A 23917-nucleotide genomic window follows, 5' to 3' on the forward strand; every position below is an offset into this window, starting at 1 on the left:
GCTCGCCGATCAGCTTCGCAGGTCAATCGTCGTCGCCCCGGCCGTTGCCGTTGCCGTTGCCGTCGCAGTTTTTCGCCTGGTACTGGATGGTGATCTTCTGATCGCGACTCACCGTCTGGCCCGCGGCCGGGTCGGTGCCCGTGACCGCGCCTTGTTGTGGGGCGCCGTCGCTCTCGGAACAGGAGGAGTCGATGTTGGTGAACCCGGCGGACCGCAGTTGGTTCGCCGCGTCCTGCGGTGAACCGCTCACCGCAGGGACGGTCGAGCCCTTGCCGTTCGACGGCCGGATCGTCACGCTCGTGCCGGCCGCGACACGCCCGGCGCCCGGGCTCTGCTCGACGATTGTGCCGGCGCTCTCGGTGGCATCCACTGCCGCGCCGACGTTCACGCTGAATCCGGCGTTCTCGAGCGTGCGCTCGGCATCCTCGGTCGACATGCCAATGACACTCGGCAGCGTGACGTAGGTGCGCTTGGTGAGCGTCGCGTCGGGCTCGGGGAAGCTGTCGCCGCCGTACTTGGCGTTGGCGGCGCGCTGCATGTCGGGCCAGATGGCGTTACGGATGCGAGAGAGCGTCCAGCCAGCCTCGTAGTAGTTGTTGAGCTTCTTGGTGCCGATGACGTTGCCGACCCACACGACCGTCGTGACCTCGGTCGATGATCCGTCCATCCAGGTATGGATGTACTCGTGGATGCCGGTCTTGCCGAAGATCGGGGTGCCGTCGTACGTCTTGGCGCCGACAGCCGTGCCGTTCATGACGTCTTCGAGCACGAAGGCCGCGGTGTTCGCGACGGCTTCGCTCAGCACGCGCTCGCACTTCGTCTCAGGGATCGCCTGCTCTTCGCCCTGCGCGTTGACGACCCGGTCGATCGACTTCGGCTCGCAGTAGATGCCGCCTGAAGCGACCGTCGCATAGGCCTGCGCCATGTCGAGCGGGGCGACCGCCTGGTCACCGAGCACGTTGAACGGATAGTTGTTCTGGTCGAGTGCTCCACCGTTGTCGAGCCTGACTCCGAGCTTCATCGCGAGCTGATTCGTGGTGCAGACGGAGATCTGCTCGGCCATCGCGAAGAAGCCCGAGTTGAGTGAGTCCTTCGTGAAGCGGGCGACCGTGCCGGTGTAGCCGGGGTTCCTCTCGAAGTTGCCGATGCCGCCGTTGTTGTTCGCCTCGACGGTGGCGGTCGCGCCGTCGCAGGTCTCGACGGTCTTCGTGCCGACGCGGCCGTTCACGAACTCGTTGACCGAGTGTCCCTGCTCCATCCAGTTCAGCAGGCTGAAGAGCTTGTACGTCGACCCGGCCGAGTGGCCACCGCCGTTGCTCTGCCGGCGGACGTTGTAATTGACAGCCGTCGTCTTGCCGTCATCCTCCGTTGCCGCAGCCTCGTACGGCCGGTTCTGCACCATCGACAGGATGCGGCCGGTGCCGACCTCGACCTGGATGCCGGAGGCGCCGAGGTTGATGTCGTCGCGGTTGGCGGGGACGATGTCGATCGCCTCGTTCGCGGTCTTCTGCAGGTCGTAATCGAGCGTCGTGTAGATCTTCAGGCCGCCACGACGGAGGGCCGCCTTGCGGTCGTCGTCTGTCTCGCCGAAGGCAGTGTCGCTGGCGATGATCGACGTGACGTAGTCGCAGAAGAACTTCGCGCCGTCGGCCTGGTCACACCCCTGCTCGCGCTCGGTGATCTTCGGGGTGATCTCGCTCGCTCGAGCCTCGTCGTGCTCTTCCTGCGTGATCTTTCCGTCTTCGAGCATGCGCCGCAGCACGTAGTCGCGACGATCCGTGGTCAGCGCATAGCCGTTCTCAGCGCCGTTGGTTTCGCTGTCCTCGATGTCGATGCGGAACTTGTTCGGCTCCTGCACCATGCCCGCGATCGTGGCCGCTTCGGCGATCGTCAGGTTCTTCGCGCTCTTGCTGAAGTAGTACTGGGCCGCCGCGCCGATGCCGTAGACGCTGCCGCCGAACGATGCGATGTTGAGGTACCCGATGAGGATCTCGTCCTTCGAGTACTCCTTCTCGAGTTGGATCGCGTAGCGCATCTCCTGCAGCTTGCGCTTGTAGCCGTCGGCGCCCACCGAGACGGTCGTCTGCGCGAAGCAGGCGTCGACCTCGTCCTGGTTCACCGCCTGGAACTCGCAGTTCTGCTGCAGCACGTTCTTCACGTACTGCTGCGTGATAGACGAACCACCGCGACCTTCGCCCTCGGCAAGCGCGCCGAGGGTGCCGACGAGGTCGACGCCGCCGTGCGAGTAGAAGTTCTTGTCCTCACTGGAGAGGATCGCGTCGTACATGACCGGGTTGACCTGGTCGAACGTGACGGGGATGCGGTTCTGGTCGTAGAACTCGGTGAGCTTGACGTACTCATCGTCTTCGTCCAGCACGTAGATCTCGGTCGGCAGCATGAGCTTGTCGATCTCGAGGTAGCTCGGCATCTTGTCGAACATCGTGATGGCGCTGGATGCCGCGTAGCCCGAGACGGCCAGGGCGGGGGTGACCGTTGCGGTGACGAGGACACCGGCGATCGCGCTGAGCGCGGTCAGACCGAGTAGACCTCCGAGCACACCGCTGGCCGTCCGTTTCTTGTGGGGCATAGGCTTGATGGTAGGGGAGATTGCTGGGCGAAGCCTGGTGCGCTCCCGCATGCCGCGACAGAGAAAACAGGAGCCGCGATGACCACGTGGGAGTACATGACCACGCCTCTGCTGATCCACAACACCGCCGCGATCCTCAACAATTGGGGCAAGCAAGGGTGGGAACTCGTGCAGGTGGTGCCCGGCCCGGAAGGCGGCCTCGTCGGCTACTTCAAGCGCCCGTCCGGCGCCGGTGCCGCCAACGCCGGCCTCGGTGCCGCCGCGCAGGCCGCGCAGCAGTTCGGGGAGGCGTGATGCTCGCCTCGCAGCGCCTGGCCGAACTCGGCATCGAACTTCCGGCGGTGGTTCCCCCGGTCGCGGCCTACATTCCCGCCATCTCCCACGGCGATCTCGTCTACACCTCCGGGCAGCTGCCCATGATCGCCGGCGCCCTGCCCGCGACCGGCAAGGTCGGTGAGGGCGAGGGGCTCGTCACGCCCGCCGATGCGAAGACGTACGCACGCCAGTGCGCGCTGAACGCGATCGCCGCTGCCGCCGACATTGCGGGGAGCGTCGACAACCTCATCGGCGTCGTCAAGGTCACCGGCTTCGTCTCATCCGTTCCCGAGTTCACCGGGCAGCCCGGCGTCATCAACGGTGCCAGCGAAGTGCTCGGCGAGATCTTCGGCGAAGCGGGACGCCACGCCCGCTCCGCCGTCGGTGTGCCGGTGCTGCCGCTGGACAGCCCGGTCGAGGTCGAGGTCGTCTTCGCGACCCGTTGACGCCCTACTTCACCTGGGTGCTGATGATGCTCATGACGGCGGTGTCGGCCAGGGTCGTCGTGTCGCCGACCTCGCGGCCCTCGGCGACGTCGCGCAGCAGACGGCGCATGATCTTGCCCGAGCGGGTCTTGGGCAGCTCTCCCACGATGTAGACGTCGCGGGGGCGCGCGATCGGTCCGATCTGCTCGCCCACCCACGTGCGCAGTGCGTCGGCGAGGCCTTCGGGGGAGTGCGCGTCGAGGAAGCTCTGCTTCAAGATGACGAACGCCACCACGGCCTGACCGGTCGTCTCGTCCGATGCGCCGACGACGGCCGCCTCGGCCGTCGCCTCGTGCGCGACGAGGGCGGACTCGATCTCGGTGGTCGACAGTCGGTGTCCTGAGACGTTCATGACGTCGTCGACGCGACCGAGGAACCAGACGTCGCCGTCGTCGTCGAGGCGGGCACCGTCCCCGGCGAAGTAGTAGCCCTGCTTCTCGAACTTCTCCCAGTACGTCTCCTTGAAGCGCTCCGGGTCGCCCCAGATGCCCCGCAGCATGCTCGGCCACGGCTGGGTGAGCACGAGCAGGCCGCCGTTGCCGTTGCCGACGTGCTCGCCGGATTCGTCCACCACGTCGACGCCGATGCCGGGCAGCGGTACCTGCGCCGATCCGGGCTTGGTCTCGGTGACGCCGGGGAGGGCGGAGACCATGATCGAGCCGGTCTCGGTCTGCCACCACGTGTCCACGATCGGTGCCACACCGGCCCCGATGATCTCGCGGTACCAGATCCAGGCTTCGGGGTTGATGGGTTCGCCGACAGAACCGAGCAGGCGGAGCGACGACAAGTCGAACTTCTTCGGGATGGCGCGACCCTGCTTCATGAACGAACGGATCGCGGTCGGCGCCGTGTACAGGACGGTCACACCGTACTTCTCGACGATCTCCCACCAGCGCCCCGGGTGGGGGGTGTCGGGCGTGCCTTCGTACAGCACCTGCGTCGCACCGTTCGCGAGCGGGCCGTACGTGACATAGGAGTGGCCCGTGATCCAGCCGATGTCGGCGGTGCACCAGAACACGTCGGTTTCGGGGTGGATGTCGTGGACGACCTTGTTCGTGAAGGCCGCCTGTGTGAGGTAGCCGCCCGACGTGTGCAGGATGCCCTTGGGCTTTCCTGTCGTGCCGGAGGTGTACAGGATGAACAGCGGGTTCTCCGCGGGGAACGGCTGCGCTTCGTGGTCGGCCGACGCGGCGGGAACGACGTCGTGCCACCAGTGGTCGCGACCCTCTGTCCAGGCGACCTCGTTCTCTCCCCGGCGCACCACGAGGACGTGCTCGACGCTTTCCTGCGGGCCGTTGCCGCGGTCTGCGAGCGCCTGGTCGACGGCGGTCTTCAGCGGCGAGACCTTGCCCTTGCGGTAGCCGCCGTCGGCAGTGATGACGAGCTTGGCGCCGGCGTCGTCGATGCGCGAGCGCAGGCTGTCTGCGGAGAAGCCGCCGAAGATGACGGAGTGGATGGCGCCGATCCGCGCCACGGCGAGCATCGCGGCGATCGCTTCGGGGATCATCGGCATGTAGATCGCGACGCGGTCTCCCGCCTCGACGCCCAGATCGGTGAGGACGTTGGCGGCGCGCTTGACCTCGTCGGTGAGTTCGGCATACGTGACGCGGCGCTCGTCGCCGGGCTCGCCTTCCCACAGCAGCGCGACGCGATCGCCGTTGCCGGCCTCGACGTGACGATCGAGGCAGTTGTATGCGACGTTGAGCTCGCCGTCGGCGAACCATTCGGCGAACGGCGGGTTGGACCAGTCGAGCACCTTCGTGAACGGCGTGTGCCAGTGCAGCGCCCGAGCCTGCTCGCCCCAGAACGCCTCACGGTCTTCGGTCGCCTGCGCGTAGAGCGAGGCGTCGGCGACGGCATTTGCGGCGAAGTCGGCTGACGGTGCGAATCGGCGGTCTTCGTTCAGCAGGTGGTCGATCTGGCTGCTCATCGTGGCGCTCCCTTGCGTCGGTCGCCGGCTGCGACGGCGCAGACGGCGTGAGGATGCGGGCAAATCTAGCCGTGGGCATCGCCCGGCACCACCGCCGATAGTGGGGAGTCCATTGGTTTCCGTGACTCGATATATCTGTTCGACACAGCCGTATTCGTTTGGATGCGTTCCCACCGGAACGTACACTCGTTCCGGCCGAACATCGATTCTGGCATCGCGGCACCTCCGTCACCCCCAGACACGGAGTGCTGCGTGAGGCGGCATCCCATTCCCCCCCATGGGATGCCGCCCTTCTCTTTCTCCGGCGCAGTCCCACGGTCGCCGCCTCCTCCACGGAACGCTTCCGCGGGCAGTTGTCCACCGATCGCCCTGCGGCGCGGTCCCGACCGGATCCGGCCACCTACCTTCGAGGCCATGTCCGAAGCGTTCGTCGCCCTGCCCCGCATCACCGCCACTGGCCTACGCCGCCGAGCCGGCGTCGCCGGCATTCCGCGCAGCCTGCCCGATCATCCGGCGATCGCGCCGCTGCGTGCGCACTTGATCGACCCAGAGGTGACCGACGTCTTCGTCAACGGCACCGATGGCCTCTATGTCGATCGCGGGCGCGGTGCCGAAGCGGTCGAAGGGTGGCGGTGCGAGCCAGACGAGGTGCGGGCGCTCGCCGTCGCGCTCGTGGGTATCGGCGGCAGACACCTGGACGATGCCACGCCCTGCGTCGACGTGCGTTGGGAACACGGCGCGCGGGTGCATGCGGTGCTTCCACCGGTCGCACGTTCGGGTACCGTCATCTCGATCCGGTTGCCGTCGCCGCAGGTGCTGAGCCTCGACGATCTCGAGCGTCGAGGCAGCATCGACCCCCGGATGCGCGCGCAGCTCGAGCGTCTGATCGCTGATCGGGTGAACGTGCTCGTGTCCGGATCGACCGGCGCCGGAAAGACGACGCTGCTGGGGGCGATGCTCTCGCGCGTACCGGGCGGGGAACGCATCGTCACGATCGAAGACGTCGCCGAGCTGCGACTGGAGCATCCGCATCACGTGTCGCTCGAGGCGCGCCAGGCGAATCTCGAGGGCGCCGGTGAAATCGCGCTGCCGCGACTCGTGCGTGAAGCGCTCCGCATGCGCCCGGATCGACTCGTGGTCGGGGAGTGCCGTGGCGCGGAAGTGCGCGAACTCCTCACCGCGCTCAACACCGGTCACGACGGCGGCGCCGGCACCGTGCATGCCAGCGGTGTCGCCGACGTTCCCGCCCGACTGGAGGCCCTCGGCGCGCTCGCGGGCTGGGACGACCGGGTCGTCGCGCGACAGGTCGCCAGCGCGATCGGCGCGATCGTCCATGTTGCACGGCGATCCGACGGCACGCGTGTCGTGACAGATCTCGCGCGCCCCGTCATCGTGGGCGACCGCCTCGGCATCGAGGAGGTGGCGGTGTGAGCATTGCGCTGCCGAGGCGACACCGCGACCGCGTCGAACCCGACCGGACGCCGCAGGCGGACTCCGTCGCGAGCACCGTCCGCGCACTCGCCGTCCTCCTCGAAGCGGGCGTGGCACCGGTCCAGGCGTGGCGACACCTCGCCGCCGGCGGTGACGAGGCCGCGGCGTCCGTCCTCGCGGCGCCCACGGGGCGGGGTGTGGCTGACGCGCTCGCCGAGGTCGGCGGAGATTGGCGCCCGGTCGCACAGGCATGGCGCATCGCCGAGGTCGTCGGCGCGCCGATGGCCCCGAGCCTCAGGGCGATCGCGGCCGCGCATGGTGACGCCGTCGCCGCGCGCGACGACGTGAGGGTCGCGCTCGCCGAACCGGCAGCCACCGCGCGACTCGTGTCGTGGCTCCCGCTGATCGCCGTGGCCCTCGGGTTTGCGTTCGGGTTCGACATCGTCGCGACGCTCACGCACCCGCTCGGGCTGGCGTGCCTCGTCGGTGGTGGTGCGCTCATGCTCGTCGCGCATCGATGGACGCGGCGCCTCGTCGCGGCCGCGCAACCCGTCGAACAACTTCCGGGGCTGCGCGCCGAACTCCTGGCGATCGCGCTGTCCGGCGGCGCGTCGATCGGCCGCGCGTGCGATGTGCTCGCCGCGAGCGATGCGGGGGAGCCCGACGAAGCGAGCCGGCGCGTCCTCGCGCTCTCGGAGACCGCGGGTGCGCCCGCCGTCGAGCTGTTGCGCGCGTCGGCTGCCGAGGCGCGCGCCGATGCGAGGACGGCAGGCAAGCTGCGGGCGGCGAAACTCTCGAGCACGCTGCTCATCCCGCTCGGGGTGTGCACGTTGCCGGCGTTCCTGCTGCTCGGCGTCGGCCCGATGCTCCTATCGGTGCTTTCCGGTTCCGCCCCCGCGTTCTGATGACGACCCCACCAGCCGTGCCCACCAACACCGCGTCGCCGCCCTCGTGCGGTCGGCGCCGACCAGAAGGAGACGACATGACCACCAACGACCTGCCACGCCTGACCGCGCGTCGCGCCGCCCGGCTCTTCCGCGACGAACTGGCCGACGACACCGGAGCGGCGACCGCGGAATACGCGATCGCCACCATGGCCGCCGTGGCCTTCGCCGGGCTCCTCGTCATCATCATGCGCAGCGATGAGGTGCGCGGCATCCTCACCGACCTCGTCCGACGCGCACTGTCGGTGCCCTAGACCGATGTGCACAGGGCCGATGTACACGTCGCTGATGCGCACGCGACCGACGCGCGAGCACGAGACCGATCGAGGCTCGGTGACCGCGGAGTTCGCGATCGCGCTCCCGGTGGTCGTGCTGCTCATCGCGTTGGCCGCATCGGCCCTCGGGGCGGGCGGGCTGCAGGTGCGGCTCGAGCACGCCGCCGCGCAGGGTGCCCGGGCAGCGGCGCGGGGTGAGTCGGGTGCTCGCGTTGACGAGATCGTCTCGCACGTCGCAGGCGCGGCATCCGTGCACATCGGCGAGCGTGGCGATCTCGTCTGCGTGACCACGAGTGCCGACCCCGGTCTCGCGCTGCCGCTGCCGCCGCTGCGCGCCACATCGTGCGCCCTCGGTGAGGGGCGCTGATGGCCGGGTCGGTCCTCAGCGTCGGGGTCGTCGCCGTGACGGCGGCACTCGCGATCGGCTACGGCGCGGCCGGCGTGGTCGCAGGGCGAGCAGCGCACGCGGCGGGGGTGGCCGATGCCGCTGCCCTCGCCGCAGCCGATGCCGCGTCGGGGTATCTGCCCGGCGTCCCGTGCGAGAGGGCAGCCGACGTCGCTGCGGCAGGAGGAGCCGCGCTCGGGGACTGCGTGCTCGAAGGACACGACGCGATCGTCGAAGTGAGCGTGTCGGCTGGAGCGTTCACCGTCCGCGCCCGGGCACGGGCGGGGCCACCACGCTGATCGCGAACGGTGCGGGTTCCCAGCATCCTCCCCCTCCAGCGGTGTGTATGGTGTGCATCGAAGAAGGGACGCCACGTGGCAGACGGCAAGAAGCTCGTCATCGTCGAGTCGCCGACGAAGATGAAGTCGATCCAGGGGTATCTGGGCGACGGGTACGAAGTACTCAGCTCGGTGGGGCACATCCGTGACCTCGCGAGCAAGCAGGACATTCCCGCCGACCTGAAGAAGACCTCGGTCGGCAAGTACTCGATCGACATCGAGAACGACTTCACTCCTCTGTATGTGGAGAGCGACCGCGGCAAGAAGACCGTCGCCGAACTCAAGCGCGCCCTCAAGAACGCCGACGAGCTCCTGCTCGCCACCGATGAAGACCGCGAAGGCGAAGCCATCGCGTGGCACCTGCTCGAAGCCCTCAAGCCAAAGGTGCCCGTCAAGCGCATGGTGTTCCACGAGATCACCAAGGACGCCATCCGCGCCGCGGTCGACAAGACCCGTGACCTCGACCTTGCGCTCGTCGACGCGCAGGAGACCCGACGCATCCTCGACCGTCTGTACGGGTGGGATGTCTCCGACGTGACCCGTCGCAAGGTCGGTCAGGGCACCTCTGCGGGTCGCGTGCAGTCCGCCGCGACGCGCCTCGTCGTCGACCGTGAGCGCGAGCGCATGGCGTTCGTGTCCGCCTCGTACTGGGACATCGAAGCGCTCGCAGCGAAGGCCGAGTCCTCGTTCGCGACCCGACTCGCCCGGCTCGACGGCGCTCCGCTTGCTCGCGGCACCGACTTCGACGACAAGGGCACGCTGAAAAAGGCCGTCGTCGTCCTCACCGAGCAGCAGGCCGCGGCACTGGCGACCGCGATCGAACAGGCCGGTACCGCCTCGGTCGTCTCGGTCGAAGCGAAGCCCGGAACCCGGAGCCCCAAGCCCCCGTTCACCACCTCCACGATGCAGCAGGAGGCGGGACGCAAGCTCTCGATGAGCGCCAAGCACGCCATGAGCGTCGCGCAGCGACTCTACGAGAAGGGGTACATCACCTATATGCGCACCGACTCGACCGCCCTGTCGACGCAGGCGGTCGCAGCGGCGCGCACGCAGGCGGTCGCCCTCTACGGCGACAAGGCCGTCCCGCCGAACCCGCGCAGCTACCGCAACAACAGCAAGAACGCGCAAGAAGCGCACGAGGCGATCCGTCCCTCGGGTGAGGATTTCCGCACCCCCGCGTCGGTGTCCTCCGATCTCGATCGCGACGAGCAGCGCCTGTACGACCTCATCTGGAAGCGCACCATCGCCAGCCAGATGGCCGACGCGAAGTACGAAACCACGACGGTCATCCTCGACGTGGATGCCGCCGGCCAGACCGCCTCGTTCACGGCATCCGGCACCGTCTACACCTTCAAGGGCTTCCTCGAGGCGTATGAAGAGGGGCGCGACGAGAAGCGCGGCGACGCCGACAAGGCCGAAGACCAGTCACTGCCCGCGCTCGCCGTCGGCGACACGCTCGACCTGCGTGAGATCGAGGCCAAGGGACACGCCACGAGCCCGAAGCCCCGCTACACCGAAGCGTCGCTCGTCAAGGCGCTCGAGGAGAAGGGCATCGGCCGGCCGTCGACGTTCGCGAGCATCATCGACGTCATCCTCGACCGCGGGTACGTCACCAAGCGCGGTCAGGCCCTCGTGCCCAGCTGGCTCGCGTTCAGCATCGTGCGACTGCTCGAGCAGCACTTCTCCGACCTCGTCGACTACGACTTCACCGCAGCCCTCGAGGATGACCTCGACGCAATCGCGCGCGGCGAGCAGCAGCGGGTGGCGTGGCTCAAGGACTTCTACTTCGGCTCCGAGGGGCAGGTCGGCTTGCGCAACATCGTCGACAACCTCGGCGAGATCGACGCCCGCGAACTCAACGCCACGAAGATCGGCGAGGTCGCGACGCTGCGGTTCGGCAAGTACGGTCCCTACCTTGATGTGCCGAACGAAGACGGCACATCACGCATCGTCAACGTTCCCGACGATCTCGCGCCCGACGAGCTGACCCCCGCCAAGGCGCAGGAACTCATCGACGCGCCGATCGCGGGCGACCGCGTGCTCGGCGAGAACCCCGAAAACGGCAAGCTCATCGTCGTCAAGGACGGCCGGTTCGGTCCGTACATCCAAGAGGTCGAGCCGACCTCCGACGAGGACGCCGTCGACGAGTCGACCGGCGAGGTCACCGCCGCGAAGAAGGCGACGAAGAAGAAGGCCGCCGCGCCCAAGCCGCGCACCGCGTCGCTGTTCAAGAGCATGAGCGTCGACACCGTCGACCTCGAGCAGGCGTTGCAGTTGCTGTCGCTTCCGCGCGTCGTCGGCGCCGACCCCGAAACGGGCGTCGAGATCACGGCCCAGAACGGCCGCTACGGGCCCTACTTGAAGAAGGGCACAGACTCGCGCACGCTGCAGAGCGAGCAGCAGCTGCTCGACATCACGCTCGACGAAGCACTCGAGGTGTACAAGCAGCCCAAGTACGGCGCACGCGGCGCCTCCAGCGCCCTGAAGGAGTTCGAGGCCGACCCGGTCAGCGGCAAGGCCATCAAGCTGAAGGACGGCCGATTCGGGCCGTACGTCACCGACGGTGAGACGAACGCGACGATTCCGCGGGGCGAGAGCGTCGACGACGTGGACTTCGAGCGGGCCGTGCAGCTGCTGGCCGACAAGCGTGCCAAGGGGCCCGTCAAGAAGCGCACGACGACCCGCAAGACGACGACGACCCGCAAGCCTGCGGCGAAGAAGAAGTGAGCGGTCTGTGGATCACGTTCGAGGGCGGTGACGGCTCGGGCAAGACCACGCAGGCCTCGCTCCTGGAGGAATGGCTCCGCGCGTCCGGGCGCACCGTCGTGCGCACGCGTGAGCCGGGCGGCACCGAGGTGGGAATGCTCGTGCGCGACATCGTGCTGCACCATCGTGGTGACATCGCGCCGCGGGCCGAGGCGCTGCTCTACGCGGCAGACCGGGCACACCACGTCGCGACGCTCGTCCGCCCGGCGCTCGCGCGTGGCGAGGTCGTGATCCAGGATCGCTACCTCGACTCGTCGGTCGCCTACCAGGGTGAAGGCCGTGTGCTCGATGCCGACGAAATCCGTAACCTTTCGCTGTGGGCGACGGAAGGCGCCTTGCCCGATGTGACGGTGCTGCTCGACCTCGATCCCGCAGCGGCTCGCGCCCGGCTGGATGCCGACGACAAGCCGTTCGACCGCCTCGAGGCCGAGAAGGCGGACTTCCACGGACGGGTGCGCACCGCGTTCCTCGCGCTCGCGGCGGCCGAACCCGATCGATTCCTCGTGCTCGACGCCACGCTGCCCCCGGCGGAGCTCGCCGCGGCCGTGCGCGAACGGGTCGCAGGCCGCCTCGCCTGACGCGCGTTCATCGCACCACCGGTCGTTGAGCGAGCGCAGCGAGACGAAACGCGCCCTGGGGATGCCGAAGACGGCGGTGTCGGCATCCCGCCGTAGGCTGGGGGCATGACCGTCGCCGCACCCGCCCTGCCGTGGGATGAGGTGTGGGGGCAAGACGATGCGGTCGCGCAGTTGCGTCGTGCGGCGACCGACGCCGACCACCTCGCGCACGCGTGGCTCATCACGGGTCCGCCCGGCTCGGGCCGCTCGACGCTCGCCTATGCGTTCGCGGCTGCGCTCATCGCAGAACCGGGCGACGAGGCTGCGATGCGGCAGGTGATCGCCCGGACCCATCCTGACCTCACGGCGCTGCGCACCGAGGGCGTCATCATCTCGATCAAAGATGCCCGTGCACTGGTCGAGCGTTCGTACTTCAGTCCCTCGCTGGGCCGGTATCGCGTGATCGTGATGGAAGACGCCGATCGCATGGTCGAGCGCACCAGCAACGTGCTCCTGAAGGCGCTCGAAGAACCTCCCGAGAAGACCGTGTGGGTGCTGTGCGCACCGAGTGAGGCCGACCTGCTGCCGACGATCCGATCGCGCGTGCGCACGCTGCGGCTCCGCGAGCCCGATGTCGCCGACGTCGCACGCCTCATCGCGCAGCGAACCGGGGTCGATGATGCCGTGGCGGAACAGTCCGCGCGGCACGCGCAGCGCCACATCGGCATGGCGCAGCGGCTTGCGACCGATGCTGCATCCCGGGAACGTCGTGATGAGACCCTTCGGTCCGTGCTGCGGGTGCGCAACGTCGGAGACGCCGTTGAGGTCGCTGCGCGCATCGTGCAGCTCGCCACCGATGACGCCAAGGCACTCACCGCCGAACGCGACGAGTCCGAGCGCGAGGCGCTACTGCGCACGCTCGGCGTCGCCCCGGGCACCGCCGTGCCGCCGGCCGTCCGCGGTCAGGTGAACGCCCTCGAAGACGACCAGAAGCGCCGCGCGACGCGCAGCCTGAGAGACGGGGTCGACCGCGTGCTGACCGACCTGGAGTCGCTGTACCGCGACACCCTGATGCTGCAGTTCGACCGCGACGTCGACCTCATCAACCGTGAGCTCGATGCGGACCTTCGTGCCCTCGCGCAGGCGTGGGAGGCCCCACGCACGCTGACGGTGCTCGACCGCATCTCGGCGACGCGAGAGAACCTGGAGCAGAACGCGGCGCCCGCCCTCGCCCTCGAAAGCCTGCTGATCACTGTCGCGAGCGGACGCACACCGTGACGGGCGTGCTGCAACGCCGCGCGCGGTCGTTCTCGGTGGTCGCGATCCTCGTGGCGGCCGCCGTCGCGCTGACGGGGTGCCTGTCGGCGGCGATCCCGGCTCCGCGTGCGAGCAAGGCGCCCGACACATCCGGCGTGTCCGACGAGCTGCTGCCGTTCTACTCACAGGATCTCGAGTGGGAATACTGCCGTGGCTTCGAAGAGGGCTTGTACGACTGCACGACGGTCACCGCGCCGCTCGACTGGGAGGACCCCGGTGCAGGCGAGATCGAACTCGCCCTGGTCCGCAGACTCTCCGACGCGCGATCGCCGATCGGTTCGCTGCTCATCAATCCGGGTGGTCCCGGTGCGAGCGGGTTCGACCTCGTCGCAGAATCCGCGTCGTACGCGGTGACCGATCCGCTTGCCGAGCAGTTCGACGTCATCGGGTTCGATCCGCGCGGCGTGGGGCGCTCCTCGGCGGTCACGTGTCTCGACGCGGCAGAAATGGACGCGTACCTCTTCGACATTCCGCCGGGGGAGCGGGGATCGGACGAGTGGGACGATGACCTCATCGCCCGCAACGACCGTTTCGCCGAGGCGTGCGAGGCCGGCAGCGACGGCATCCTGCCCCACATCACGACCGTCAACGCGGCACGCGATCTCGATCTTCTGCGCGCCGTGCTCGGCGACACCCAGCTCAACTACATCGGCTACTCCTACGGCACGTTCCTCGGCGCGATGTTCGCCGATCTGTACCCCGATCGCGCCGGGCGACTCGTGTTGGACGGCGGCATCGATCCGGCGGTGCCGGGTGTGCAGGTCGGGACGACCCAGGCGCTCGGCTTCGAATCCGCGTTGCGCGCGTTCGCCGAAGACTGCCTGCTGTACAGTGACTGCCCGTTCCGGGGCACGGTCGACGACGCGATGGCCGACCTGAGCACCATGCTCGAGACGGTCGATGCACAGCCGTTGCAAAGCGGCGACGGGCGGATGCTGGGGGCTGACTCGCTGATGACCGCGATCGTCGCGGCCCTGTACTCCGAAGACAGCTGGTCCTACCTGTCAGCCGCGTTGACGGCCGTGCTCGAGGGAGACGCGAGCATCGCGTTCGAGCTGGTCGATTTCTACTACGCGCGCGAACCGGACGGGGGCTACGGTGACAACTCCACCGAGGCGTTCACGGCGTACAACTGCATGGACTACCCGGAGGAGTACGACCCCGCGGCAGAGACGGCGGCGGAGCAGCTCATTGAAGCGAAAGCCCCGACGGTCGCGCCGTACTGGTACGGCGTCGACGTGTGCGCATCGTGGCCGTACCCGCCGTCCGGCACGCGCGGCGAACTCACCGCCGACGGGGCCGATCCGATCGTCGTGCTCGGGACGACCAACGACCCTGCAACCCCCTATGAGTGGTCGGTTTCGCTTGCCGAGCAGCTGACGTCGGGCGTGCTCGTCACGCGTGAGGGCGAAGGCCACACCGGCTTCAACAAGGGCAACGACTGTGTCGACGAGGCCATCGAGGACTACCTCATCGACGGTGTCGTTCCTGAAGACGGACTCACCTGTCGCTGACGCGGTGCGATGGTTCGCGACACCGTTCACGACCCTGTAAGATCGTTCATCGTGCACGCCCCCGGCGAGCATGCGCCACCTTAGCTCAGACGGCAGAGCGATTCACTCGTAATGAATAGGTCAAGGGTTCGATTCCCTTAGGTGGCTCTTTTCGACTGGCGGCTCCTTCGATCGGGGGTCCGCGAATCGCATCCCGAGAGTGAGGGTCCATGGACGGCCCCCTCGACGCGGTCCTCGAGATCTTCACGTGGGTCGGCCTGGGGGCCGCGCTCCTGCTCGCGGTGATCGCGCTGATCGTGTGGGCCGTCGACGGCACGTGGCTTCGCGCTGAGGCGCTCGTCGACCACGAAGAAGACGCCACCTGGGTGCGCTGGTTCGACGCAGACGGCGATGCGAACAGTGCGGTCGCGAGTGACCACGACGCGGCGCGGCTCGCCGGCCTCGATCGCGCCGACATCTACTACCGGCTCGGGTGGCGGGGCAAGATGCGGTTGACGCGGCGGCATCCGGCACTGCGCGCGGCGACGTGGATGGCGCTCGGGTTCGCTGCGATGTCGATGTTGAGCTTCGCCGCGTCGCTCGTCGTGATGTTCGTCCGGGGCTGACGGGTCACCCCAGCGCGAGCATCGCCCCGGCGACGAGCGCGAGTGCGAGGCCGGCCCACTGCACGGAGGCGATGCGCTCGCGCAGCACGATCGCCGCGAGCAGGACCGTGCCGGCCGGATAGAGCGCGGTCAGCGCCGACACGATGGCGAGGTCGCCGTCTGAGCGCAGCGCGAGCAGCAGCACGATGTTCGCGACGGCGTCGACGACCCCGCACGCGATCGCCAGCGTCCACCCGGCACGCAGCGTCGCCGATCGCGTCTCGGCCACGACCGTCACCGTGTGCGTCTCGAGATCGGCGTGCCCCGAGGGGCTGGCGGCGACGGGACTGTCGTCCGCCGTCAGTGCGGTGGTGCCGCGTTCTCCGCGACGCATCGCCGAGATGACCAACAGGCCGACGATCGAGCCGGTGATGAGCGCGTTGACGGCGCGGTTCATCAGCAGCGGCACGATCCCGCTCTCCGCCGAGGTCTGATCGATCAGGATGAAGAAGGCGCCGATCGCGAGCCCCGATCCGACGGCCATCGCAAGGCCCCGACCCGATGGGCGGCTGACCTTCTCGCCGGGGAGGAATGCCACGAGCACGATCGCGACGAGCGCGACCGGCAGTCCGAGGTAGCCGACGAGCGAGAGTCGCTCGCCCGACACGAACAGGCCCCACACGATCGGCGCGATCGCCGAGACGACCGCGGTGACAGGCGACAGGACGCTCATCGGGCCGAGTGCGAGGCAGGCGTAGAGCAGGCCGATCGCGATGGCACCCGTGACCCCTGACAGCGCGCCCCACCACACGTCCGCCGCGATCCAGCTGCCGCCGAGCACAGGGAAGAGCAGGGCGAGCAGCACGAGGCCGCTCGCGGCGGCGGTCGCGGTCACGACGATCGCCCGCAGCCTGCGAGCGGCGAGGCCGCCGAGAAAATCGGCGGCCCCGTACGCGAATGCGCCGAAGAGCGCCAGTGCGGCAGCGAGCATGGTGATCACAGCATAGGGCGGGGTTGGCCGATGCCGATATTGCTAGATAAGCTAGCGATATGACCACCCCTCGCACACCGTCCCGGTGGCTCCGTCTCGGAATCCCGATCCTGCTCATCGCCGTCTGGTTCGTCGGCGGTGCGATCGGCGGTCCGTACTTCGGCAAGGTCGACGAAGTCGCCACCAACGACCAGTCCACCTTCTTGCCGTCGACCGCCGAATCCACACAGGTGCAGGAGCGGCTGACCGACTTCACCGGCGGCGACACGATCCCCGCGGTGGTCGTCGTGACGGCCGAGGGCAAGATGGATGCCGATGCCCTCCAGGAGGTGCAGGCAGCCGTGGACGCACTGGCCGACCTCGACGGTGTCGGGGAGCTTTCGCCTGCGATCGCATCGGAGGACGGCGAGGCGGCGCAGGTCTTCGTGCCGATCGACTCCGACGGAGAGGTGCGCGACACCGTCGAGGAACTGCGGACGACCCTCGCCGACGAACTGCCCGAGGGGTACTCGTCGTGGGTGACGGGGCCAGCGGGCTTCACGGCCGACCTCGTGAAGGGCTTCCTCGGCATCGACGGGCTGCTGCTGGCCGTCGCGCTCGGCGCCGTCTTCATCATCCTCGTGATCGTGTACCGCTCGCCGCTGTTGCCGATCCTCGTGCTCATGACCTCGACGTTCGCGCTGTGCGTTGCGCTGCTCACGGTGTGGTGGCTCGCCAAGGCGGAGATCTTCGTCCTCAACGGGCAGGTGCAGGGGATCCTCTTCATCCTCGTGATCGGTGCGGCGACCGACTACGCGTTGCTGTACGTCGCGAGGTTCCGAGAGGCGATCGGTGCGGGCGAGAGCCGGTGGCGGGCCACGACGACCGCCTGGCGCGGCGCGTTCGAGCCGATCCTCGCTTCCGGCGGCACGGTCATCGCCGGGCTGCTGTGCCTGCTGCTGAGCGATCTCGCGAGCAACCGGGCGCTCGGGCCGATCGCATCCATCGGCATCGCCTTCTCGGTGCTTTCGGCACTCACCTTCCTTCCCGCGCTGCTGGCGGTCTTCGGCAGGGCCGCGTTCTGGCCGTTCATGCCGAAGGAGGGCCAGGGCGCGCTGCCCGCCGACTTCACGGGCGCATCGGTGAAGGGGTTCTGGCCGAGGCAGGCGCGACTCGTCGCACGTCACGCACGGCCGGTGTGGATCGTGTCGACGATCGTGCTGCTGATCGCCACCGTCGGCGCGCTGCAGTTGAAGGCCGACGGGGTCGCCTCCAGCGATCTCGTCCTGGGCGCGTCGGAGGCCCGCGACGGGCAGGAGGTGCTCGCCGAGCACTTTCCAGCCGGTTCCGGCAGTCCCGCATACGTGATCATCGCCGAACAAGATGTCGCGGCGGCGGTGACGGGGCTGACCGGTGCGGACGGCATCGATTCGGTCGCCGCGGTGTCGCAGGACTCCGCGACGGGACAGGTCGGTGTCGAGGTGGAGGGCGGGGAGCCCGTCTACACCGTCGCAGGGCCGCCTGGTGCGGCGGCGCCCGTGCCGACCGTCGTCGATGGTGACGTCATGCTCGTGGCGACGCTGGCCGACGCCGCGGACTCCCTCGAAGCAGAGGAGACGATTTCGAGCCTGCGCGAGACCTTCGCGGGCGACGGCATCGACGCGCAGGTGGGCGGGTCGACCGCGATCGATCTCGACACGAACACGACATCCATCCGCGACCGCACCGTGATCATCCCGGTCATCCTGGCGGTGATCCTGCTGATCCTCATGCTGCTGCTGCGGGCCGTCCTGGCACCCGTCCTGCTCATCGTGAGCGTCATCGTCTCGTTCGGTGCGGCACTGGGCGTGAGCGCGCTCGTCTTCAACGGCATCTTCGACTTTCCGGGCGCAGACCCGGCCGTGCCGCTGTACGGCTTCGTCTTCCTGGTGGCGCTCGGCGTCGACTACAACATCTTCCTGATGTCGCGGGTGCGTGAGGAGTCGCTGCGCCACGGCACACGCTCCGGCATCCTCCGAGGGCTCGTGGCGACCGGGGGAGTGATCACCTCGGCGGGGCTCGTGCTCGCTGCGACCTTCGCCGCGCTCGGTGTCATCCCGATCCTGTTCCTCGCGCAGTTGGCGTTCATCGTCGCGTTCGGTGTGCTGCTCGACACGTTCGTCGTGCGCTCGCTCCTCGTGCCTGCGGTCGCGTACGACATCGGGCGTGCGATCTGGTGGCCGTCCAAGCTGTGGCGCAACGACACCGCGGTGGCGCATGCCGAACACGCCCACACCGAGGACGTCGAGGAGATGACCCGCGCCGAGTACCGGCGTACGCTCGAGGAATGACCCGCGCGCTGTTCATCGTCGACGTCCAGAACGACTTCACCGAGGGCGGTGCGCTCGGGGTCGACGGCGGTGACGCGGTCGCCGAAGCGATCACGGCGCACCTGGCCGCCCACGCGTCGGAGTATGCGATCATCGTCGCGTCGCGTGACTGGCATGACGCCGACGGCGACAACGGCGGCCACTTCGCCGCCGGTGAGCCCGACTTCGTCGACACCTGGCCGGTCCACTGCGTCGCGGGGACTCCCGGGGCCGAGTACGACCCGGGTCTGGATGTGTCCGCCGTGACGCACCACGTGAAGAAGGGGCAGGGGATTCCCGCCTACTCGCTGTTCGAGGGCACGACGGATGCCGGGGAGTCGGTGGCCGATCTGCTCACGGCCCACGGTGTCGTCGACGTCGATGTGACCGGCATCGCCACCGACTACTGTGTTCGCGCGTCGGCGCTCGACGCGATCGAACACGGTCGTCGCGTCCGGGTGCTCACGTCCCTCGTTGCCGGGGTCGCTCCCGCTTCCAGCGAAGCAGCCCTCGCCGAACTCGCACACGCAGGTGCGGAGCTCGTCGAGGGCTGATGCTCATCGACGGCTGATCGGCTGAGCCGACGGTGCGGCTCAGCCGCCGTTCCCGTTCCCGTTCCCTCCCTCCGCCGTTCCCGTTCCCGTTACCGTTTCCGTTTCCGTTTCCGTTTCCGTTTCCGTTTCCGTTTCCGTTTCCGTTTCCGTTTCCGTTGCCGTTGCCGTTGCCGTTGCCGTTGCCGTTGCCGCCGGTGTCGGTGTCGGTGTCGGTGTCGGTGTCGGTGTCGACGGTCGGCTCGCGTGGTGTCGTCGCGGTTGTCGGCGTGTCGCTCGGGGTGGCGGCGGGAGTCGTTGCACTCGGGCGGGGGGTCGAGGAGCCCGACCACGCCGTCTGGTCGGTCGCTGCCCACACACTGGCCGCGACGACGACCGCGAGGATGGCCGCCGAGGCAAGCATGACGGTGCGTCGTCGCGGTGCACCGACCGTGGCGCGCCGCGCGCGCGTTTGCGCTGCAAGAGCGGCGTCGATCGGCGGCAGCGGCGGTGGCAAGACAGCTGTCGCAACGGTCTCACCGGGGACGATCGCCGTCGTGGCGGTCGTCGGGAGGTCGTCCTGGCCCGCCTGGAGCGGCGCGGCGGAATGCTTGGTCGAGAGTGTGGCCGTCGCCGCGACGACCTCCAGCGCGGTGGGTCGCGCTTCCGGCTCAGTCGCGGTCATCGACGTGAGCAACGCGCGCCAACCGGTGTCCAGATCTTCGGGGAGCGTAGGTGCGTGTTCGAGGCGTGCGAACAACTGGGCGTTGCCTTCGGCCTCGGGGAAGGCGCGGATGCCGAGGAGTGCCTCACGCAGCACGAGGCCGAGCCCGTAGATATCGGCCGCCTGTGTCGGCGGGAGACCTCGTACCTGTTCGGGTGCGATGTAGGCGGCGGTGCCGACGACCGTCCCGGGTTGTGTGACGCGCTCTGATTCGAGAAGGTGTGCGATGCCGAAGTCGGCGAGCTTCGCATGGTGTGCGCGCCCGGGGACCACGGCGGGACGCATGAGGATGTTCGACGGTTTGATGTCGCGATGCACGACACCGGCGGCGTGGACGACATGCAGTCCCTCCGCGATCTCCGCGGCGATGCGTGCCAGTTCGTCTCCATTGATGCGGCCTGAGCGGATGAGGTCGGCGAGCGTTGGACCCTCGACATACTCCATCACCAGATAGTCCGCGCCGCCTGCGGCGACGTGGGCATCGAACAGCGTCACCAACGAGGGGTGGCTCAGCGTGGCCAGTAGCGACGTCTCGATTCGCACCCGGTCGGCCGCGCTCAGTTCGGCGTCGACGTGCATGACTTTGACGGCGACCGTGCGCCCGAGTGCGAGGTCGTCTGCCCTGTACACCCGAGCCATCCCGCCCGCACCGATGCGTTCGACGAGCCGGTACCGGTCATCGAGAACCGTGCCGGTGGTGATGTCGTCGTCGCCGGGCGCGTCGGACATCATCGGTGACGGCGTGCGTTCGTGGGCATCCCGCCACGATACCCGTCACAGCTGCGCGGGACCGGTCTCCGATCCCGCGCAGCTGCAGGAGATCCCGCTCAGGCGGGGCCGACCATGAGGGTCACATCCGCGGTGTGGGTCTCGCCGGCGGTGTCGGTCCAGGTGATCGTGACGGTGTCGCCGGGGTCGTAGCCAGCGACGAGGGTCGAGAGCGCGTCCCCGTCGGTGACGCTCGTGCCGTCGACGGCCGTGATGACATCGCCTGCTTCGAGCCCTGCGTCGGCGGCGGGTGTGCCGTCGATGACGCCCCCGATCTCGGCGCCGCTCGACTCGGTGCTCTGCTGGTCCGACGATGGTCCGCGTCCGTATCCCGGCCCCGCGGTGGCCTGCTCGGCGATCTGCACGCCGAGGAAGGCGGGCGCGCCGATCGTGACGGTGCCCGATTCGTCGCCGGCGAGGATCTGCTCGACGATGCTCAGGGCGTCTTCGATCGGGACGGCATAGGCGACGGTCGTCGCGCTGCCGACGGATGCCGCCGTGGTCATGCCGATGACCTCGCCGTCGCTGTCGAGCAGCGCGCCGCCGGAGTCGCCCGAGACGACGTCCGCGACGATTTCGATCATCCCGTCGAGCGACTCGCCCTCGGTCGTGGCAGGGGAAGAGGTCGTGACGGTCGATTCGAGATCGGTGATCTCGCCGTCCGCGGCCATCAGCACACCGCCCCCGTCGGCGTTTCCGACGGCGGTCACGGCGTCGCCGATCGACTCGGCGTCGGTGTCGAGTGTCACGGTCTCAAGTCCGGACGCATCGTCGATTTGCAGCAACGCGACGTCGTTCTCGGCGTCTGCGCCGACGAGCGTCGCCGTGTACGTCTCGCCCGTGCTGGCGATGGTCACCGTGATCTCGGTGGAGTCGTCGATGACGTGGTTGTTGGTGAGGATGAGGCCGTCGCTCGTGAGGACCATGCCGGTGCCCGCCGCTTCGGCCTCCTGATAGCCGAGGACGGTCTCGATGATGACCACGCCGACCGACTCCTCGGCATCCGCTGCGGTCGCCTCGGTCGTGGTCGATCCGCTGGTGCCACCCTGCTGCGATCCGGGTCCACCGGATCCGGGCAATGCGCGCTGGTCGTCGAACGACGGCACCTCTTCCGCCGTCGTGCTGTCCTCGACAGCAGACGGCACAGCGACGGCCGAACTCGTGCTCGATCCCGACGACGCACTGGCGGTGAGCGGAATCGCGATCGCCGCCCCCGCGATCACGAGGGCGCCTGCGGCACACGCGAAGGGGAGCCGCCGGCGGTACCACGGCTGGGGCGTCGGCTTCGTCGATGCTCCGGTGCCGGCGGCGACGTCGGTGGCTTCGGGGGTGATGTTCGACATTGCGGGTCCTCTCCTGCGATGTCCCCATGTCACCATCGGGGCTGGTGCGCCCGACCTGCGTCGGCTATGCGGTGTCCATGAGGCCGGCGTTCACGTCGATCTACGCTGGAGCGATGCGTGAGTTCTTGCGAGGTGCAGGCCTGCTGTTGCGCGGGTTCGGGCATCGGCGGCATCGCCCGGGCCTTATGGCGTTCGGGCTGATCCCCGCGTTCATCGTGGGGCTTGTGCTGCTCGCCGGGCTCGTCACGCTCGTGATCTCGCTGCCCGGCATCACCGAGGCGTTCACCGCGTCCACGTCGGCGTGGCCGGAGTTCTGGGCCGGCGCACTGCGCGTCGCGATCGGCGCGGCGCTGCTGGGGGTGGCGATCGTGCTCGGCGTCGTGCTGTTCACCACCGTCACGCTCATGGTCGGTGAGCCGTTCTACGAGCGCATCTGGCGGTCGGTCGAGGCCGAGCACGGCGACCGGGAGTTCGAGGTCGAGTACGGGTTCTGGCGTGCCGGCGCCGATGCGCTGTCGTTGTTCCTGCGGGGCATCCTCGTCGCCGTCCTCGCCGTGCTGGTCGGCCTCGTGCCGGTCGTCGGTGGCCTGCTCAGCACGGTGTTCGCGGTCGCCTTCACCGGTTGGCTGCTTGCCGACGAACTCACCTCGCGGGCGTTCACGGCGCGGGGACTGGGCGGTGCCGAGCGCCGAGCGCTGCGCCGCCGGCACCGTGCGCGCGTGCTCGGATTCGGGGTTGCGACGCAGCTGTGCGTTCTGGTGCCGTTCGGCGCCGTCGCGTCGATGCCGGCCGCTGTTGCCGGGTCGACTCTCCTGGCGCGCTCGCTGCTGGCGGAGGGCAGAATCGGTCACCCGGGAAGGTGACGATGCGGTGGGCCCCGTGGGGCTCGAACCCACGACCCGCGGATTAAAAGTCCGATGCTCTACCGACTGAGCTAGAGGCCCGCGGCATCCAGCCTACCGGCGTGCGGACCCCGGAACGCGACGAGGCCGCCGACGCTCATGCACGTCGGCGGCCTCGTCGTCCCCACATCCCGGGCACCCAGCCCGGGCCGTCTGTCACTCTGCCGGCGGCATCAGCACCGTGTCGATGAGGTAGACGGTCGCGTTGGCGGTCTGCACGCCACCGCAGATGACGTTGGCGTCGTTGACCATCCACTCGTCGCCAGAACCGGACACCTCAACGTCGGCGCCGTTGAGCGTCGTCTGCATCCCGGCGATGTCGGCGGGAGCGATCTGGCCCTCGACAACGTGATACGTGAGCACCGAGGTCAGCAGGTCGGCGTCGGTCGAGACCGCTTCGATCGTCGCCTCGTCGAGCTTCGCGAAGGCGTCGTCGACCGGTGCGAAGACCGTGAACTCGCCGCCGTTGAGCGTGTCGACCAGGTCGACGTCGGGGTTGAGCTGGCCGCTCACCGCCGCGACGAGGGTCGTGAGCAGCGGGTTGTTCGACGCGGCCGTCGCGACCGGGTCCATCGCCATGCCTTCGACCGATCCGGCACCGTCCGGCACCGCTTCGGCGTAGTCGGCGCAACCGGGGCCGACGAGGTTCGCCATCGGGTCCATCGTGTCGGGTTCGGTGGTCTCTTCCATCGAGGGAGCGCTGGGCTCGGTCGACTCCTCGGGAGTCGTGGACGTTCCCGACGAGCATGCCGAGAAGGCGAAGGCGCCTGCCAGCATCAGCGTCAGTGCGGCTGTGGTCTTGCGGGTCGTGAGCATGATGTCCTCCTGGGTGACGTGCCGCGGTTGCGGCCTCGACACGTACTTCGGAGCACCTGACGGATCGGATGGGATTGATTCGCGGATG

Annotated in this window: 21 protein-coding genes and 2 tRNA genes; 16 read left to right on the forward strand and 7 right to left on the reverse strand. The window is 68.7% G+C overall.

The window, feature by feature from the left end; translation table 11 throughout:
- Positions 1-22 precede the first annotated feature (22 nt).
- Positions 23-2587, reverse strand: a complete 2565-nt coding sequence (locus AC3ENX_RS01290) for a transglycosylase domain-containing protein (protein ID WP_434810036.1) — start codon at positions 2585-2587, stop codon at positions 23-25.
- 78 nt (positions 2588-2665) lie between these two features.
- Here AC3ENX_RS01290 and sp36 point away from each other — a divergent pair, with 78 nt between their 5' ends.
- Both sp36 and AC3ENX_RS01300 read left to right on the forward strand, forming a co-directional pair.
- Positions 2666-2881, forward strand: a complete 216-nt coding sequence (gene sp36 / locus AC3ENX_RS01295) for a Sp36 family protein (protein WP_434810037.1) — start codon at positions 2666-2668, stop codon at positions 2879-2881.
- Positions 2881-3348, forward strand: coding sequence for a RidA family protein (locus tag AC3ENX_RS01300; RefSeq protein WP_434810038.1), 468 nt, complete (start codon positions 2881-2883; stop codon positions 3346-3348). Before sp36 ends, AC3ENX_RS01300 begins: the two co-directional genes overlap by 1 nt.
- A 4-nt stretch (positions 3349-3352) precedes the next feature.
- Here AC3ENX_RS01300 and acs read toward each other — a convergent pair whose 3' ends face one another.
- Positions 3353-5317, reverse strand: coding sequence for an acetate--CoA ligase (gene acs / locus AC3ENX_RS01305; RefSeq protein ID WP_434810039.1), 1965 nt, complete (start codon positions 5315-5317; stop codon positions 3353-3355).
- 414 nt (positions 5318-5731) lie between these two features.
- Here acs and AC3ENX_RS01310 point away from each other — a divergent pair, with 414 nt between their 5' ends.
- From AC3ENX_RS01310 to AC3ENX_RS01360, 11 genes are all read left to right on the forward strand, one after another.
- Entirely contained in the window at positions 5732-6748 is a 1017-nt protein-coding gene (locus tag AC3ENX_RS01310) for a TadA family conjugal transfer-associated ATPase (RefSeq protein WP_434810040.1), read from the forward strand.
- A complete protein-coding gene (locus AC3ENX_RS01315; RefSeq protein WP_434810041.1) occupies positions 6745-7653 on the forward strand; it encodes a type II secretion system F family protein in 909 nt (302 codons plus the stop codon). Before AC3ENX_RS01310 ends, AC3ENX_RS01315 begins: the two co-directional genes overlap by 4 nt.
- Positions 7654-7730: 77 nt before the next feature.
- Complete coding sequence (locus AC3ENX_RS01320; protein ID WP_434810042.1) at positions 7731-7946, forward strand: DUF4244 domain-containing protein; 216 nt, start codon at positions 7731-7733, stop codon at positions 7944-7946.
- 34 nt (positions 7947-7980) lie between these two features.
- Positions 7981-8334, forward strand: a complete 354-nt coding sequence (locus AC3ENX_RS01325; RefSeq protein ID WP_434810043.1) for a TadE family type IV pilus minor pilin — start codon at positions 7981-7983, stop codon at positions 8332-8334.
- Complete coding sequence (locus AC3ENX_RS01330; protein ID WP_434810044.1) at positions 8334-8651, forward strand: Rv3654c family TadE-like protein; 318 nt, start codon at positions 8334-8336, stop codon at positions 8649-8651. The genes AC3ENX_RS01325 and AC3ENX_RS01330 overlap by 1 nt, the downstream gene beginning before the upstream one ends.
- Before the next feature lie 75 nt (positions 8652-8726).
- Positions 8727-11417 carry a type I DNA topoisomerase gene (gene topA / locus AC3ENX_RS01335; RefSeq protein WP_434810045.1) on the forward strand — a complete coding sequence of 897 codons (2691 nt, stop codon included), beginning with the start codon at positions 8727-8729 and terminating at the stop codon, positions 11415-11417.
- Entirely contained in the window at positions 11414-12034 is a 621-nt protein-coding gene (gene tmk / locus AC3ENX_RS01340; RefSeq protein WP_434810046.1) for a dTMP kinase, read from the forward strand. The genes topA and tmk overlap by 4 nt, the downstream gene beginning before the upstream one ends.
- A 105-nt stretch (positions 12035-12139) precedes the next feature.
- The gene (locus AC3ENX_RS01345) at positions 12140-13291 is read left to right on the forward strand and encodes a DNA polymerase III subunit delta' (RefSeq protein WP_434810047.1); all 1152 of its coding nucleotides are present in this window, start codon (positions 12140-12142) and stop codon (positions 13289-13291) included.
- A gap of 5 nt (positions 13292-13296) precedes the next feature.
- Positions 13297-14844 carry an alpha/beta hydrolase gene (locus tag AC3ENX_RS01350; protein ID WP_434810048.1) on the forward strand — a complete coding sequence of 516 codons (1548 nt, stop codon included), beginning with the start codon at positions 13297-13299 and terminating at the stop codon, positions 14842-14844.
- A gap of 74 nt (positions 14845-14918) precedes the next feature.
- Positions 14919-14991: transfer RNA gene (locus AC3ENX_RS01355), tRNA-Thr, on the forward strand.
- Positions 14992-15053: 62 nt separating this feature from the next.
- Entirely contained in the window at positions 15054-15449 is a 396-nt protein-coding gene (locus AC3ENX_RS01360) for a hypothetical protein (protein ID WP_434810049.1), read from the forward strand.
- A 4-nt stretch (positions 15450-15453) separates the two neighbouring features.
- Here the strand turns inward: AC3ENX_RS01360 and AC3ENX_RS01365 are convergent, their stop codons facing one another.
- A complete protein-coding gene (locus AC3ENX_RS01365) occupies positions 15454-16419 on the reverse strand; it encodes an EamA family transporter (protein ID WP_434810050.1) in 966 nt (321 codons plus the stop codon).
- Positions 16420-16478: 59 nt separating this feature from the next.
- On the opposite strand from AC3ENX_RS01365, the gene AC3ENX_RS01370 reads away from it, so the two are divergent.
- On the forward strand, positions 16479-18728 hold the full coding sequence (locus tag AC3ENX_RS01370) for an MMPL family transporter (RefSeq protein WP_434810051.1): 2250 nt from the start codon (positions 16479-16481) through the stop codon (positions 18726-18728).
- Entirely contained in the window at positions 18725-19300 is a 576-nt protein-coding gene (locus tag AC3ENX_RS01375) for an isochorismatase family protein (protein WP_434810052.1), read from the forward strand. The genes AC3ENX_RS01370 and AC3ENX_RS01375 overlap by 4 nt, the downstream gene beginning before the upstream one ends.
- On the opposite strand, the gene AC3ENX_RS01380 is transcribed toward AC3ENX_RS01375, so the two are convergent.
- Positions 19209-20729: a serine/threonine-protein kinase gene (locus AC3ENX_RS01380; RefSeq protein ID WP_434810053.1), complete on the reverse strand. Its 1521-nt coding sequence runs from the start codon at positions 20727-20729 to the stop codon at positions 19209-19211. The genes AC3ENX_RS01375 and AC3ENX_RS01380 overlap by 92 nt on opposite strands.
- Positions 20730-20827: 98 nt before the next feature.
- On the reverse strand, positions 20828-22111 hold the full coding sequence (locus tag AC3ENX_RS01385; protein WP_434810054.1) for a S1C family serine protease: 1284 nt from the start codon (positions 22109-22111) through the stop codon (positions 20828-20830).
- A gap of 113 nt (positions 22112-22224) precedes the next feature.
- Here AC3ENX_RS01385 and AC3ENX_RS01390 point away from each other — a divergent pair, with 113 nt between their 5' ends.
- Positions 22225-22974: an EI24 domain-containing protein gene (locus AC3ENX_RS01390; protein ID WP_434810055.1), complete on the forward strand. Its 750-nt coding sequence runs from the start codon at positions 22225-22227 to the stop codon at positions 22972-22974.
- An 8-nt stretch (positions 22975-22982) separates the two neighbouring features.
- Here AC3ENX_RS01390 and AC3ENX_RS01395 read toward each other — a convergent pair.
- A tRNA-Lys gene (locus AC3ENX_RS01395) sits at positions 22983-23055 on the reverse strand.
- A 114-nt stretch (positions 23056-23169) separates the two neighbouring features.
- Complete coding sequence (locus AC3ENX_RS01400; RefSeq protein WP_434810056.1) at positions 23170-23829, reverse strand: fasciclin domain-containing protein; 660 nt, start codon at positions 23827-23829, stop codon at positions 23170-23172.
- Positions 23830-23917 lie beyond the last annotated feature (88 nt).

The organism is Microbacterium sp. bgisy189 (assembly GCF_057707225.1).

Coding starts and splice junctions, on each gene's coding strand:
- AC3ENX_RS01290 (WP_434810036.1), bottom strand. CDS start 2,587: ATGCCCCACAAGAAACGGACGGCCAGCGGTGTGCTCGGAGGTCTACTC.
- sp36 (WP_434810037.1), top strand. CDS start 2,666: ATGACCACGTGGGAGTACATGACCACGCCTCTGCTGATCCACAACACC.
- AC3ENX_RS01300 (WP_434810038.1), top strand. CDS start 2,881: ATGCTCGCCTCGCAGCGCCTGGCCGAACTCGGCATCGAACTTCCGGCG.
- acs (WP_434810039.1), bottom strand. CDS start 5,317: ATGAGCAGCCAGATCGACCACCTGCTGAACGAAGACCGCCGATTCGCA.
- AC3ENX_RS01310 (WP_434810040.1), top strand. CDS start 5,732: ATGTCCGAAGCGTTCGTCGCCCTGCCCCGCATCACCGCCACTGGCCTA.
- AC3ENX_RS01320 (WP_434810042.1), top strand. CDS start 7,731: ATGACCACCAACGACCTGCCACGCCTGACCGCGCGTCGCGCCGCCCGG.
- AC3ENX_RS01325 (WP_434810043.1), top strand. CDS start 7,981: ATGCGCACGCGACCGACGCGCGAGCACGAGACCGATCGAGGCTCGGTG.
- AC3ENX_RS01330 (WP_434810044.1), top strand. CDS start 8,334: ATGGCCGGGTCGGTCCTCAGCGTCGGGGTCGTCGCCGTGACGGCGGCA.
- AC3ENX_RS01345 (WP_434810047.1), top strand. CDS start 12,140: ATGACCGTCGCCGCACCCGCCCTGCCGTGGGATGAGGTGTGGGGGCAA.
- AC3ENX_RS01360 (WP_434810049.1), top strand. CDS start 15,054: ATGGACGGCCCCCTCGACGCGGTCCTCGAGATCTTCACGTGGGTCGGC.
- AC3ENX_RS01365 (WP_434810050.1), bottom strand. CDS start 16,419: ATGCTCGCTGCCGCACTGGCGCTCTTCGGCGCATTCGCGTACGGGGCC.
- AC3ENX_RS01370 (WP_434810051.1), top strand. CDS start 16,479: ATGACCACCCCTCGCACACCGTCCCGGTGGCTCCGTCTCGGAATCCCG.
- AC3ENX_RS01375 (WP_434810052.1), top strand. CDS start 18,725: ATGACCCGCGCGCTGTTCATCGTCGACGTCCAGAACGACTTCACCGAG.
- AC3ENX_RS01380 (WP_434810053.1), bottom strand. CDS start 20,729: ATGTCCGACGCGCCCGGCGACGACGACATCACCACCGGCACGGTTCTC.
- AC3ENX_RS01385 (WP_434810054.1), bottom strand. CDS start 22,111: ATGTCGAACATCACCCCCGAAGCCACCGACGTCGCCGCCGGCACCGGA.
- AC3ENX_RS01390 (WP_434810055.1), top strand. CDS start 22,225: ATGCGTGAGTTCTTGCGAGGTGCAGGCCTGCTGTTGCGCGGGTTCGGG.
- AC3ENX_RS01400 (WP_434810056.1), bottom strand. CDS start 23,829: ATGCTCACGACCCGCAAGACCACAGCCGCACTGACGCTGATGCTGGCA.